We start from the raw sequence: 13,807 nt of genomic DNA on the forward strand, positions 1-13,807 counted from the left end.
CAATTGATCTGTAACAACTAGCCTCGAAGCCGGATTGGACAAGCTCCCATCCGGCTGCTTTTCTTTATTTCTCAGAAAGAGATGAGTGCTGCCGGCCCTCTGGTCGCAGCCTTGCTTCGTCCCAGGAGGGGTCAATGTCCTTTAAAGTCATGATGGTTTTCGGTACTCGCCCGGAGGCCATCAAAATGGCCCCGCTGGCCCGGGTTCTGCGTCAGTGGCCCGACATCACACTCAACATCTGCTCCACCGGTCAGCATCGCGAGATGCTCACTCAGGTGCTGGATGCGTTCGAACTGACGGTCGACGAAGACCTGCAAGTCATGACTCAGGGCCAGACCCTGAACGGTCTGTCGCAGCATCTGCTCGCCCTGCTCGATCAGGCCTACGAGCGGGTCAAGCCGGACATCGTCCTGGTCCACGGCGACACCACCACCAGCTTCATCGCCGCCCTCGCCGCCTTCAATCGCCAGCTACCCATCGGTCACGTCGAAGCCGGTTTGCGTACCGGCAACCTGCGCGCGCCGTGGCCCGAGGAAGCGAATCGACGCCTGACCGGCGTAATTACCGATCTGCATTTCCCGCCGACCTCCAAGTCCGCCGCCAATCTGCTGCGTGAAGGCGTTCCCGAAGACAACATTGAAATCACCGGCAACACCGTGATCGATGCCTTGCTGTGGATGCGCAAGCACCAGCAGGAAATCGATTGGCATCCGCCCGCCGATTCGCCCCTGTCGGCGATTGATGACCAGCGCCGGATGATTCTGGTCACCAGCCATCGACGGGAAAATCTCGGCGACGGTTTCCGCAATATCTGCCAGGCCCTGGCCGAACTGGCCGAGCAATACCCGGACGTGCAATTCGTCTATCCGGTGCACCTCAACCCGCTGGTGCAGGAGGTGGTGTACGGCATGCTGGCCGACAAACCGAACATCTATCTGGTGCCACCGCAGGACTACCCGAACTTCGTCTGGCTGATGGGCCGCGCGCACTTCATCCTGACCGACTCCGGTGGCGTCCAGGAGGAAGCGCCGGCCATCGGCAAACCGCTGCTGGTACTGCGCGACGTCACCGAACGCCCTTCCGTGCTCGAGAGCGGCACCATGCTGCTGGTCGGCACCGACAAGGCGCGCATCGTCAAGGAAACCCGCCAACTGCTGGACGACCCGGACACCTACGCGCGCATGAGCCGCGTGCACTTTCCCTATGGCGACGGTCACGCCAGCGAACTGATCGCCACCCGCCTCCACGCCTGGCTGAGCGCGCGCTCGGCGGCGGGTAAAGAGGTATGAGTCTGGGTTGGGTCGATTTCTTTGCGTATGTGCTGTTCGGTCTCAAATACGTGGCGATTGCCCTCGCCCTGCTGATGTTCATCCTCGGCCTCGATGACCTGTTCATCGACCTCGTCTACTGGAGCCGCAAGTTCATCCGGCGCTGGCGGATCTACGAGAAATTCAAGCGTGCCGACGAGGAACGCCTGTATTCGATTCCCGAGAAACCGCTGGCAATCATGGTGCCGGCGTGGAACGAAGTCGGCGTGGTCGGTGAAATGGCGCGCCTGGCCGCCTCGACCATCGACTACGAGAACTATCAGATTTTCGTCGGCACCTACCCCAACGACGCCGAAACCCAGGCTGATGTCGATGCGGTGTGCCAGCACTACCCCAACGTGCACAAGGTGGTCTGCGCCCGACCCGGCCCGACCAGCAAGGCCGACTGCCTGAACAACATCATCGACGCAATCCTGCGCTTCGAGAGCGAAGCAAAAATCCAGTTCGCCGGGTTCATCCTGCACGACGCCGAAGACGTGATTTCGCCGATGGAATTGCGCCTCTACAACTACCTGCTGCCGAACAAGGACCTGATCCAGATTCCGGTCTACCCCTACGCGCCGGAGTGGAAAGGCTTCACCGCCGGGCACTACGTCGACGAGTTCGCCGAGAACCACGGCAAGGACGTCATCGTCCGCGAAGCCCTCACCGGCCAAGTGCCCAGCGCCGGTGTTGGCACTTGCTTCAGCCGTAAAGCCATCAGCGCCCTGCTGGAAGACGGCGATGGCATTGCCTTCGATGTGCAGAGTCTCACCGAGGACTACGACATCGGTTTCCGCCTCAAGCAGAAAGGCATGAAATGCATCTTCGCCCGTTATTCGGTCAGCGATCCGAAACTGGCGCTGGAGCAACCCTGGGTGTTCGGCATGAACCGCGAATTCTCCCAGGTGATCTGCGTCCGGGAACACTTCCCACGTGACTTGCAACATGCGATCCGGCAGAAGTCCCGGTGGATTGTCGGCATCGTGTTCCAGGGCACCAAGAACCTCGGCTGGAGCCGCAAGGGTCTGCTCAATTATTTCCTGTGGCGCGACCGTCGCGGGTTGATCGCCTACCTGCTGAGCTTCCTGGTGAACCTGCTGTTCCTGGTGCTGCTGGCGATGTGGGCGGTGACGATCATCTCCCCGGACTCGTGGCGCTATCCCTCGATCCTCGCCGACAGCTCGCTGCTCTCGGTGTTGCTGTGGCTCAACGGCCTGATGCTGCTCAATCGTCTGTTCCAGCGCGGCTGGTTTGTCACTCGTTACTACGGATTGGTCGAGGGTCTGCTGTCGGCGCCGCGCATGATGTGGAGCAACTTCGTCAACTTCTTCGCCAACCTGCGTGCCCTGCGTCAAGTCATGGAAATGGGCGATTCGCGGCGCGTGGCCTGGGACAAGACCACCCACGAATTCCCGGCACTGACCAAGGCGCAACGCACGCCACTCGGCCATCGCCTGGTGGAAAAAGGCCTGCTTACCGAGGAACAACTGGAAGCGGCGATCACCAGCCCGGTGCGCCGTCGACTCGGCCGCGAACTGTTGCTGCGTGAGTACATCGACAGCACTCAGCTCGTCGAGACATTGTCTGAACAGCTGGATCTGGAATGGGCACCACTCAATCCGTTCAAGCTCGACAAACGCTTGATCGATACGGTGCCGCGCCGGGTCGCCTCCCACTACGGAGTTCTGCCCGTGGCAGAAGAAGGCGACACGCTGATTCTGGCCTCCGAAGGCCCGGTCAGTCAGGTCTCGTTGGGCGCCATCAGCCGTCAATTGAAACGCCCGGTGCGCAGCCGTCTCGCACCTCAGGGCCGCGTCACATTGGGGATTCGTTACTGGTACGCCAGCCCCCGCCAGAATGAGGAAGTGCGTCATATGCTCGAAGTGCTTGAGCGCCATCAGGACGATGAAGCCCTGCTGGAACGGGTCAGCCGCCATCAGGTGCTGCTGGGCAATCTGTTGCAGGTGCGCGGCATGGTGCCGCCAACTTTGTTCAACCAAGCGCTGATCGACTTCGATGCCGAGAAGATGTCACTCGGCGAGCATCTGATTTCCCGGGGCATGATTACCCAGGAAGTACTGGAACAGGCCCTGGCCGATCAGGCCAGCGAACAGCAAGCCGCCTACCGTATTGTCCGGGAGGTCGCATGAAGCCTGTGCGTCGTCACACCCTGCTGATGGGCAGCCTGCTGCTGGGCCTGAGCACGGCGTATCCGTTACAGGCCGCGCCACTGAGCGACTTTGAACAGTTCCGCAGCTATCCCTACATGGACCGCAGCTATCGCGAGGCGAAAAAGGGCAACTGGAAAGAAGTCGAACGACTGATGCGCCACTTGCTGGAAAAGGTTCCGAAAAACGACGAGGCCCGGGCGCTGCTGGTGGAATCCCTGGCCAAGCAACGCCGTTACAAGGAAGCGCTGCAAGCGTTGCCGGACAACAGCGACGCCCTGCTCGACCTGCGCCTGACCTGGATAGAACAGGATCCGCCCACCAGCACTCAAGTAGAAAACTGGATGGCCACCAGCAGCCTGAATGACCGCGTACGCCTCTGGCAGGCCTACAGCCTGAGCCTGGCCAAGTTCGGCGGCGCGGCCAAGGCCCATGACTGGCTGGCACAACTGGCGCCCAAGGGTGACGACAATATCCTGCGTCTGGCCCGCGCCAACTGGTCGGAGCAATTGCGCGACTGGAGCGGCACCATCGAACAACTCGCGCCACTGGCCGCACGCAAACAACTGGACGCCGAAGGCTGGCAACGACTGGCCAACGCCTACGTGCAGCGCCTCGATGAAAAACCGCTGCAGCAACTGCTGCAACAGGCGCCGAGTCCCGAGGCGGCGCGCAACATTCGTTTGGCGATGGTCGACCGCGCCATCGCCATGGGCCACGAGCAACAGGCCCAGCGCTGGATGCAGTCGTTACCGGCCAGCGACCTCGCCGATCCGGCGCAACGTCAGCGTCTGTGGGAGCTGGCGCGCAAGACCGAAGACGTGCCTACCGTGCAGCGCCTGAGCAACGATCTGCAACGGCCCTGCCTGGAAACCGCCGAATGGCTGTCGCGCCAGGATCCGGAAGCCGCGCTCAAGCAACTGCGCAGTTGTACGCCGACGGACGACCCTCAAACCTGGCTGGTACTCGCCCAGCGCCTGCAAGCCACCGACCTTTTGCAAAGCACTCGTCTACCGGAGCCTTGGGACAGCCGACGGCAAACGCAGGTACTCGACATCTGGCAGGAGCAAGGTCGCAACGCCGAGGTCAACGCCTGGCTGGCCGGTCAGAAGCAGACGCCCGATATCATCAAGCGCCGTGCGGAACTGACGCAACGCATGGGCCGAATGATCGAAGCGCAAACCTTGTGGGAACTGCATTACCGGCAAACCGGCAATCTTTCCTCTCTCAATCAGGCCACTTACCTGGCGGTAAATGCCGGTGATCGCGCCCATGCCCAGCAATTGCTGGAATCAGCGTTCGATCGTCATGGGGGGCATCTGCCGGCGACGGCGTTGCAGCGTCTGGCCGGTTTGTATGCCGCAGCGCCATCCACGACGCCGGAGCAACAGCGGCGCATGGCGCTCCTGCTCAACCGGGTGGACGGCGCCACGCGCGGCCAACTGCTCGCGCAACTCGCGGAGACCGGCCAGTGCGACGCCGTGCAGCAAGCCATCGGCAGCCACCCGCAAGCGGCTGGCGATTACCGCGCGCTCGGTCGCTGCGCCATGCCTGATCGCCCGGGTGAAGCCGTCGTCTATTACCAGCAGGCTGAAAAACTCGGTGATCGCGGCAGTCGTCTGCCGCTGGCCTATGCCTTGGAAGCGGCCGGTGATTCTGCCGGTGCGCTGGCCATCTGGCGCAGCTTCCCGGCCGCCGAACTCAGCGACAACGCACGTCTGACGGCCAGTCGCAGCGCGCTGAATGTCGGCGACAGCCAGACCGCGGAAACCTACTGGCAGCAGAGCACCATTCGCGGCGCCAATGAATGGGCCCTCGGCGCAGCCATCGCCGATGCACGGGGTGATCACGCCCAGGCACTGCAACGTCAGCGTCAGGCCCTGCAGCAGACACCGGATGCCGGGCACTTCTACGCTGCATCGGTCACCGCGCAAAAGGCCGGGGACTTGCCACAAAGCACCGCGTGGCTGGCCGAAGCGGTACGCCGCGAGCCGAGCAACCCGCGTTATCGCGCCGACTACGGCATGCGTCTGGCCGGTGCCCAAACCCGTGAAGAGCGCGCCACGGCGATTCCGTACCTGCAACAGGCCACCCGCGATTTCCCCGAGGATTACCGCCTCGGCGAAACCCTGGCCTGGCGCTACGACGAAGTCGAAGACAGCGCCTCCGCGCGCAAGGAACTGCGTCGGGTGATCGATCTGGAGCAAAACCCGGTGGCGGCCGATGACGAAGACGGCAGCATGGAAGCCCGGCGGTATCGCCAGCGCCGCGCCCATGAAACCTTGTCTCGTCGTGACAGCCGAACGATTGCCAGCACCTGGTCGCCGGCCGGGATCTCGACCAACGACTTCGTGCGCCCGGACGACAGCAAAGGTTCACGCCGTCGCTCGGATTCGCAGAATGTGCAATTGGCAATGTGGGACCACGCCTTGGGCGAAGAACCAAGCCGCGCCGGCAGCACGTTGTCGGTGTACGGTCGCGTCTTGCTGGGCGGACAAGGTCGCTCCAGTTACGCCGAGTCCCTCGCCGCCGGTGTCGGCCTGCGCTACAAACCGTGGGGCACACAGAACATCAACTTCTACGGCGAGATCTACAAGCAGAGTCAGTTCGGCGATGACGACAGTCACAGCCTGAGCCTCGGCCAGATGCTGGTGCCGGAAAAGCTGTTCGATCAGGTCAACGATCACCGCAACGACGGCCACACCACCACTGATTACCTGCTGCGCGCCACCGCCTCATTCCTCGATCAGGGCAAGTACCGCAACGACTGGCGTGTCGACGAAAACGATTGGGACGAGCGCTTTCTCTACCTCGATGCCGCATGGTGGACCAAGGCCGGCGATCACCAGTGGCTGTCGCGATTCCAGCAAGGTCACGCCTGGAAACTGCCGTTCAGCGGAGCCCAGACGATCATGCCTTACGGCTTCCTCGAGTTTGCCAGCCAGGACCCGAGCAACGACTGGCGCCAGGACCTGCGCACCGGTGTCGGTCTGCGCTGGCAATGGTGGTACGACGAGGATCGCTACAACGCCTACCGGTCGAAACTGACGGTTCGCACCGAATATCAACAGTCGCTGGGCGGCAATCTGTATGAAGGCGGCAACGGTGTGCTGCTGGGCGTGGAGTGGAATTTCTGATGGCTCGATGGATGTTGTGTTTGTGCCTGCTGATGAGCGCCACTGTCGCGAAGGCCGATGAGCGGGTGTTCTATCAGCCGCTGAATGTCGATGCCGGCCTGACCCAGGCGCAGTGGCAGAAAGTCTGGCAAGACACCACGAAACAAGGCGCGCGTACCGTGATCGTGCAGTGGACGGCCTACGGCGACTCGGACTTCGGCGGCGCCAATGGCTGGCTCGCCAACAGCCTGCAACTCGCTCAACGACAAGGCCTGCAACTGGTGCTTGGCCTGGCGATGGACCCGGCTTACTACAAACGGATCGATGAACTGGACAGCGCCGGCCTAGGCGCCTACTGGCAGGCGCAGTTGGGCCAGTCGCTGGTCCAGCAGCTTAAGCTGCGCCAGGACTGGAAGCTGCCGGTCAGCGGTTGGTATCTGCCGCTGGAGCTGGACGACCTGCACTTTCTGGCGGCAGATCGACGGGCCACGCTTCAGCGTCAATTGAAGGATTTCGCTGCGAAGCTGGATGCGCCGCTGCATGTCAGCGCCTTCAGTGCCGGCAAGCTGGCCCCGGCGGTCAATGGTCAATGGCTGGGCGAATTGACGGCGGCCGGTGCCCAGGTCTGGTGGCAGGACGGCGCGGGCACCGGTCGTTTGTCACCGCTGGTGCGCAACGGTTACGCCAGTGCACTGCCCTGCTCCGTGGGGATCGTGCGCGAAGCCTTCCGGCAGGTCAGCCGCGAGGGCGAGCCCTTCCGTGCCGAACCGGCCAGCCTGGATGCAACCTCGACCGGCTGCCATCAGAGCGCGGTGTTTTCCCTGCGCTATCGACCGTGGGGTTCGGTAATCCTCGATAACCAACGCAAGCATCCGGGCAGCAATGTACAAAACCATTGAAGACGAAGTCCTGAAAAAGACCGCGCCCGCCGAACTGTGGAGCGAGTTCATCCAGCATGAATTCGAGCGGCTGCACAGGTTCTGCCTGCTGATTTATCTGGCGAGCATCAGTGTCTGGATTGTCTTCGATCTGATCGTCAGTTTCCTGGGAGGCCAGGGTTTTACCTGGCGATCGATGGTGTTTCTGACGGTGTTTTCGATTCAGGCTGTCATTCTGCTGTTCACACGAAAGGCAGTTCATTTCGACATTCTGAACATCCTGTTCATCGTCGCCATGACCATTGGCGTGCGACTGCTGATCGATGGCCTGCCCGCGAGTTTTCAACCCGCATGGCTGGTACTGGGCGCCTCGAGCATGCTTTACAGCATCTCGGTTCTGCCCATCAGCCGCTGGTCGTTCTACACCTCGCAAGGGGTGATCTGGCTGGTGCTCAATCCGTTTTTTGGTACCGAAGTCGGGCTGTTCGAACTCAAGGGCGTGATGACCATCGCTTACGCGGTGTTTCTCTGCGGGTTGACGATCTATACGTTTTTGAAGCTGCGCGAGGCCAAGCTCTACAACTACATCATGTCCAAGTTGTTGCTGGATCAGGCCTATAACGACACCCTTACCGAAATCCCCAACCGTCGCTCGTTCATGACCCGCGCCGGAAAAACCCTGCAAGCCGTACCACGCGAGCATGACCATTACCTGGCGATGATCGACATCGACAACTTCAAGAAAGTGAATGATGTGTACGGCCACGACATCGGCGATGAGGTGCTCAAGCGCATCGCGGCAGACATCAAAACCGTGATGTCACGCTTCGAATACGCACGATTGGGCGGTGAGGAGTTTGCGATCTATCTGGCCGGTGTGCGCCGCGAGGATGTCGAGGCGCTGGCCGGGGAATTGTGCCGGGTGGTGCGTGAGCAACCGACCCGGCACCCGGTAACCATCAGCATCGGTGTGGCCCGGGTTGCGGACGGCGACACCCTAAACCAGGCCCTGATCAAGGCTGACGAAGCACTGTATGAGTCAAAGCATACCGGCAAGGACCGGTACACCTTTCATCAGTGAGGCCATCAGGCCTCACGCACCAACAACACCCGCGTCACCCGCCGCTCTTCGACTGCCATCACGGTCATGCCCCAGCCTTCATGTTCCAGTCGGTCGCCCTTCATCGGCAGGCGATCCAGCAGGCTCATCACCAGCCCGGCAAGGGTCTGGTAATCCTCGGTCGGCTCGGCGCGAAAACCGGTGTGCTCGCGGATGCGGGTCAGGTTCAGTGCACCGTTGACGATGTACCCGCCCTGCTCCTCGACCACGTCGGGGCCAGCGATTTCGCTGGCGTCCGGCAGTTCACCGGCAATCGATTCGAGAATGTCGGTCATGGTCAACACGCCGACAAAGTCACCGAACTCGTTGACCACAAAGGCAATGTGGGTCGAGGCCGCACGCATTTGTTCCAGTGCGTTGAGGATCGAATAACTGTCCAGCAGATTGACGGTCTTGCGCGCCAGATGTTCAAGGTTCGGCTCGTTGCCGGCCAGATATTCCTTGAGCAGCTCCTTCTTGTGCACGAAGCCCAACGGCTCATCCACTGCGCCGTTACGAATCAATGGCAAGCGCGAGTAGGACGAATGCATCAACCGTGTACGAATAGCCTCGGCGTCGTCCGCCAGATCAATGTGATCGACATCGGCACGTACAGTCATCAAGGCGCGGATCGGTCGCTCGGCCAATTGCAGCACGCCGCTGATCATCACCCGCTCGCGACGGTCGAACAGCTCCGCGCTCGGCGCTTCACCGTTGTCCAGCAAGTCGGAAATCTCCTCGCCGACCTCTTCCACCGCCAGTTTGCGACCACCCAACAGACGCATCACCGCGTGGGCCGTACGCTCACGCATCGGACGCAAGCCCTGCATCGAGCGCTTGCGACGGGCGCGGGCGATCTGGTTGAAGATCTCGATCAGGATCGAGAAACCAATGGCCGCGTACAGATAACCTTTCGGGATGTGGAAGCCCAGGCCTTCGGCCGTCAGGGCAAAACCGATCATCATCAGGAAGCCCAGACACAGCATGATCACCGTCGGGTGGGCGTTGACGAAGCGGGTCAGCGGCTTGCTGGCCACGATCATCACACCAATGGACACAACCACCGCGATCATCATCACCGCCAGTTCATCGACCATGCCCACGGCCGTAATCACCGCGTCCAGGGAGAACACCGCGTCGAGCACGACGATCTGCGCGACGATCGGCCAGAACAGCGCATAAGCGGTGTTGGTCGAACGCTCGCCGATGTGGCCTTCCAGGCGTTCGTGCAATTCCATGGTCGCCTTGAACAACAGGAACACACCACCGAACAGCATGATCAGGTCACGGCCGGAGAAGCTCTTGCCGAACACTTCGAACAACGGCGCCGTCAGGGTGACCAGCCAGGAAATACTCGCCAGCAGGCCCAGACGCATGATCAGCGCCAGGCTCAAACCGATGATGCGTGCGCGGTCGCGCTGATGGGGCGGCAGTTTGTCCGCCAGGATCGCGATGAACACCAGGTTGTCGATACCCAGTACCAGTTCCAGCACGATCAGTGTCAACAAGCCCAACCATGCCGTGGGATCCGCTAACCATTCCATAATCTGTCTCTATCTCTCGTCAGTGAATTCAGGCTGCCGGACACGGCAAAGTGCGGCGCGAAAGCTCGAAGGCTGCGCCATCAACGATAGTCGGTAGTCGGAAGACTGGATGTTGCGAGTGCGTCAAGACCGCGCCGTGGCGCGAGGGGAACAAGGTTCTTTGAATAGAACTGGGAGGCTCCGAGAGGGTGTTCATGCAAATCCTGAATGAAAAAAGGCCTTGAAGCGTACAGGCTCTGATGACTTTTCCTACAGCCGGAAATCATTTCAAAATCTGTACGCCGCACACATCTCCGGACTTTTACGGGTAAAGCGTCGACAACACGCGGTCGGCATTCGCACCGCAGCTCATGCCTTCGGGCTTGGACTGAATGTTCTCGATCACCTCCAGCAGCCGCGCCTTGCTCTGGGCCAGATGCTGTTGCATGACTTCGATCTGCTCGACCTTGCGCGTCAGACCTGCCACCAGTTCATCGTGCTTGAATTCACCGGTTCCGGCAGCCGGCAACAACTGTTTGAGTTCTTCCAGGGAAAACCCGGCCTGCTGGGCGCTGCGGATGATATTCAGGGTCTGCAGCACTTGTGGCGGGTAACGTCGGTAGCCATTGCCCTGCCGCTCCACTTTGGGAATCAGCCCCTGGGCCTCGTAAAAGCGAATGCTCGAAGCGCTCAAGCCACTCTGCTGCGCCAATTCACCGATTTTCATTTCAGCCTCGATTTGCCCGCTTGACATTAAAGTTAACTTTAAGCTTAGCCTCTCTCCATCACTGATGAGGAGTCAAGCAATGTCGCCCTTCCAGATTTTGAATCTGCCCAACGGTCAGACCGTCGGCAACCGTATCGCCAAAGCCGCCATGGAAGAAAACCTCGCGGACCGTGACCAGGCACCGTCCCGCGAACTGTTCCGCTTGTATCAGGCCTGGGCCGACGGCGGTGCCGGGCTGCTGTTGACTGGCAACGTGATGATCGACCGCCGTGCCATGACCGGCCCAGGTGGCGTGGTGCTCGAAGACGAGCGGCATCTGGAGCGCTTCCGCCAATGGGCCGAAATCGCCCGCAGCGGCGGCGCGCAGGTCTGGGTTCAACTCAACCATCCCGGCCGCCAGACCTTCGCCAATATGGGCCAGCAAGCACTGGCGCCGTCGGCGGTGGCACTGGAAATGGGCTCGTTCTCGAAGCTGTTCGCCGAGCCCAAAGCGATGACTGAAGACGACATCGAAGAAGTCATTCAACGTTTCGCCAAAAGCGCCGCGCTTGCCGAAAAGGCCGGGTTCACCGGCGTGCAGATTCACGCTGCCCACGGCTATCTGCTGAGCCAGTTTCTCTCGCCGCTGACCAATCGCCGCACCGACCGCTGGGGCGGCTCGCTGGAAAACCGCGCGCGCCTGCTGCTGTCGGTGATCGAGGCCATCCGCCAAGCGGTGTCGCCGCAGTTTTGCGTGGCGGTGAAGCTCAATTCGGCAGACTTCCAGCGCGGCGGATTCGACACCGACGACGCGCGCCAGGTGATCGAATGGCTCAACGAGCAGTCGATCGACCTGCTGGAACTGTCCGGCGGCAGCTACGAAGCCCCGGCTATGCAGGGCGAAGCACGTGACGGACGCACCCTCGCCCGTGAGGCGTTCTTTCTGGAAATGGCCACTGAACTTGCCAGCGTGGCGCGCATGCCGGTGATGGTCACCGGCGGTATCCGTCGCCTGCCCGTGGTCGAACAAGTACTCTACAGCGGCATCGCCATGGCCGGCATCGCCACGGCGCTGGCCATCGAGCCGAGCCTGGTCAAGCACTGGCGCGAAGGTCGCAACAGCGAGCCGCAACTGCCGCCGATCCGCTGGAAACGCAAACCGCTGGCCGCACTGGCGAACATGGCCGTGGTGCGCTTCCAGATGGCCCGCCTGAGCCGTGGCCGCCAGCCCAAGCCCGAGGTGTCGGCACTCTGGGCGCTGATCCGCGATCGGTTGTACCTCAGCCGCCGGACCCGGCAGTACCGTCAGGCGATGGACGTCTAACGCCCGGCAAACCGCAGGCGAGACAACTGACGCAGATCGTCCTCGACGTAGTAGTCGTTGGTCCAGCGGTCATCTGCCGCCAACGGCTGCACCTGCTTCAATGCCAGCTTCTTGGCGAAGTAGCGAAAACGGTAATGCTCGTAGAACCGCAGCAGTTCCAGGCCATAACGATCCGCCAGATCGGTATCGCCGCGAATGATCAGGTAGTTCTCGTCATTGCCGTTGCTGGCCGAGGAACTGAGGTTGTGACTGCCGCTGATGATGGTCGGGCTGTCGCTGGTGAAGTCGGTGACCACCGCTTTGGTATGCACCAGCAGGTTGCCTTTCTGGCCCTTCATGTTCTCTCGCAGCCAGCCTTCCAGCCCGGTGTTGAGCAACGCGGTGGCGGCGAATTCGGCGGTTCGGTCGGCGTGAAATCCGGTGATGCGGCTGACGGTGTTTTGCAGGCCGTAACGCAGGATGTCGTCGTGAGGCTGACCGAGCAATGCGTTGAGAATCGCGTCGGGCAAGGCGAATGCGGTGACGAACAGCAGGTCTTTTTTCGCCCCTTCGATGATATCGACGAACTCCTGTAAATCAGCACCGCCGGTGCGCGGGGAAAACCCGGCGAACAAGGGCTGCGCCGGATTCATCGGGTTGTGTCGGGTGATCCAGTCGCGGGTGGCGCCCACATCCGCCGGCTCGGCCCAGATCTGCTCGAAGGTTTTCAGGTAACTCGCGCTGACCGCCGAATCGTCCAGCACATGCACCACGTTGGCCTGTCGGTACACACCGTTGGCGGTGAAGTTGGTGCTACCGCACAGCACCGCTTGCGGCTGGCGCTCGCCGCCTCCGTCCAGGCGGCTGAGGACGATGAACTTGTTATGGAAAATGTTGTGAGTGACCCGCCCGCGCTTGCTGGTCGCCGGCAGTTTCGCAAGGCTCGCTTCGTTGATCGTCGTGTCTTCGTCGTCGGGCCGTGCGTGATAAAGCACGCGTACTTGAACACCTCGATCGAACGCCGCGTTCACCGTGTCGATGATGGATTGCAACTGGTATTCGTAGATCGCGATGTCCAGCGCCCACTGCCCGTCCACCGCACGCTCGATAAAGCCTTGCAGGCGCCCGAGCAGACCGTTCTCCAGCCACTGACGCGCCGCATCGGGCCAGGCTTCGATGGGCATGTTCTTGTTGGCACTGATCTGTGCGTCGAGATCGGGGAATTTGCGCTGAAACGCCTGGCTGGCGGCCACGGCACGGTTGAAGATCACGCCCTGATTGGCGGGATGACCGTCGTCGGAGCGGATTGTCAGTTCCAGCGCTTCACCGAGTTGCGGCGCATCCGGCGTGCCATACGCCAGGTGCACGCGATAGTGAATCGTCATGCCTGGATTGACCGCGTAATCGGCCCAGCGAAATTTCTGCAGCGGCGCCTTGTCGCTCGGCGTGGCGTGGAACTGCGGGAAGGTGTGAACCTTGCCGGGAAAGGTCAGGCTGTTGAACAGGAACAGCCACGGCTTGTCGCCCTGCTGCTTTTCGATGGCAAACCCCAGCAGGCCTTTGCGGCGGGGTTCGGCGAGGTCCATGGCGAGCAGCACGCCGTTGGTGCCGGCGTAGGCCTTGACGCGAAAATCGTTCTGCGGATTGGCGACCAGTACGCGCATGATTCACTCCCTGTGATTTGGCCTCACTTCAGCATAGCTC

9 protein-coding genes are annotated in these 13,807 nt (G+C 61.4%); 6 read left to right on the top strand and 3 right to left on the bottom strand.

Annotation, left to right across the window (positions count from 1 at the left end):
* Positions 1-134 precede the first annotated feature (134 nt).
* From wecB to KJY40_RS16230, 5 genes are read left to right on the top strand one after another with little or no spacing between them, the layout of a single operon-like run.
* Positions 135-1,289, top strand: coding sequence for a non-hydrolyzing UDP-N-acetylglucosamine 2-epimerase (wecB, locus tag KJY40_RS16210; protein ID WP_230731154.1), 1,155 nt, complete (start codon positions 135-137; stop codon positions 1,287-1,289).
* Entirely contained in the window at positions 1,286-3,460 is a 2,175-nt protein-coding gene (gene nfrB, locus KJY40_RS16215; protein WP_230731156.1) for a cyclic di-3',5'-guanylate-activated glycosyltransferase NfrB, read from the top strand. Before wecB ends, nfrB begins: the two co-directional genes overlap by 4 nt.
* Positions 3,457-6,615 (top strand): NfrA family protein, encoded by a 3,159-nt coding sequence (locus KJY40_RS16220; RefSeq protein WP_230731158.1) that lies wholly within the window; start codon positions 3,457-3,459, stop codon positions 6,613-6,615. The genes nfrB and KJY40_RS16220 overlap by 4 nt, the downstream gene beginning before the upstream one ends.
* The gene (locus tag KJY40_RS16225; protein ID WP_230731160.1) at positions 6,615-7,493 is read left to right on the top strand and encodes a DUF4434 family protein; all 879 of its coding nucleotides are present in this window, start codon (positions 6,615-6,617) and stop codon (positions 7,491-7,493) included. The genes KJY40_RS16220 and KJY40_RS16225 overlap by 1 nt, the downstream gene beginning before the upstream one ends.
* On the top strand, positions 7,477-8,553 hold the full coding sequence (locus KJY40_RS16230; RefSeq protein ID WP_230731162.1) for a GGDEF domain-containing protein: 1,077 nt from the start codon (positions 7,477-7,479) through the stop codon (positions 8,551-8,553). The genes KJY40_RS16225 and KJY40_RS16230 overlap by 17 nt, the downstream gene beginning before the upstream one ends.
* A gap of 5 nt (positions 8,554-8,558) precedes the next feature.
* Here the strand turns inward: KJY40_RS16230 and KJY40_RS16235 are convergent, their stop codons facing one another.
* Together KJY40_RS16235 and KJY40_RS16240 are read right to left on the bottom strand one after the other, a co-directional pair.
* Complete coding sequence (locus KJY40_RS16235) at positions 8,559-10,115, bottom strand: TerC family protein (RefSeq protein WP_007960262.1); 1,557 nt, start codon at positions 10,113-10,115, stop codon at positions 8,559-8,561.
* A gap of 301 nt (positions 10,116-10,416) precedes the next feature.
* Positions 10,417-10,821 carry a MerR family transcriptional regulator gene (locus KJY40_RS16240; protein ID WP_085695943.1) on the bottom strand — a complete coding sequence of 135 codons (405 nt, stop codon included), beginning with the start codon at positions 10,819-10,821 and terminating at the stop codon, positions 10,417-10,419.
* A 79-nt stretch (positions 10,822-10,900) separates the two neighbouring features.
* Between KJY40_RS16240 and KJY40_RS16245 the strand changes: the two genes are divergently transcribed.
* The gene (locus tag KJY40_RS16245) at positions 10,901-12,124 is read left to right on the top strand and encodes an NADH:flavin oxidoreductase/NADH oxidase family protein (RefSeq protein ID WP_230731163.1); all 1,224 of its coding nucleotides are present in this window, start codon (positions 10,901-10,903) and stop codon (positions 12,122-12,124) included.
* Here the strand turns inward: KJY40_RS16245 and KJY40_RS16250 are convergent.
* Positions 12,121-13,767: a phospholipase D-like domain-containing protein gene (locus KJY40_RS16250; RefSeq protein WP_230731164.1), complete on the bottom strand. Its 1,647-nt coding sequence runs from the start codon at positions 13,765-13,767 to the stop codon at positions 12,121-12,123. The two genes, KJY40_RS16245 and KJY40_RS16250, sit on opposite strands and share 4 nt — an antisense overlap.
* Between the last annotated feature and the right edge of the window lie 40 nt (positions 13,768-13,807).

The sequence above is a fragment of the Pseudomonas fitomaticsae genome (assembly GCF_021018765.1).
Taxonomy (GTDB): Bacteria; Pseudomonadota; Gammaproteobacteria; order Pseudomonadales; family Pseudomonadaceae; genus Aquipseudomonas; species Aquipseudomonas fitomaticsae.

What these genes read in the sequence shown, in the direction of transcription:
- wecB (WP_230731154.1), top strand. Translation starts at nt 135, where the DNA reads ATGTCCTTTAAAGTCATGATGGTTTTCGGTACTCGCCCGGAGGCCATC.
- nfrB (WP_230731156.1), top strand. Translation starts at nt 1,286, where the DNA reads ATGAGTCTGGGTTGGGTCGATTTCTTTGCGTATGTGCTGTTCGGTCTC.
- KJY40_RS16220 (WP_230731158.1), top strand. Translation starts at nt 3,457, where the DNA reads ATGAAGCCTGTGCGTCGTCACACCCTGCTGATGGGCAGCCTGCTGCTG.
- KJY40_RS16225 (WP_230731160.1), top strand. Translation starts at nt 6,615, where the DNA reads ATGGCTCGATGGATGTTGTGTTTGTGCCTGCTGATGAGCGCCACTGTC.
- KJY40_RS16230 (WP_230731162.1), top strand. Translation starts at nt 7,477, where the DNA reads ATGTACAAAACCATTGAAGACGAAGTCCTGAAAAAGACCGCGCCCGCC.
- KJY40_RS16235 (WP_007960262.1), bottom strand. Translation starts at nt 10,115, where the DNA reads ATGGAATGGTTAGCGGATCCCACGGCATGGTTGGGCTTGTTGACACTG.
- KJY40_RS16240 (WP_085695943.1), bottom strand. Translation starts at nt 10,821, where the DNA reads ATGAAAATCGGTGAATTGGCGCAGCAGAGTGGCTTGAGCGCTTCGAGC.
- KJY40_RS16245 (WP_230731163.1), top strand. Translation starts at nt 10,901, where the DNA reads ATGTCGCCCTTCCAGATTTTGAATCTGCCCAACGGTCAGACCGTCGGC.
- KJY40_RS16250 (WP_230731164.1), bottom strand. Translation starts at nt 13,767, where the DNA reads ATGCGCGTACTGGTCGCCAATCCGCAGAACGATTTTCGCGTCAAGGCC.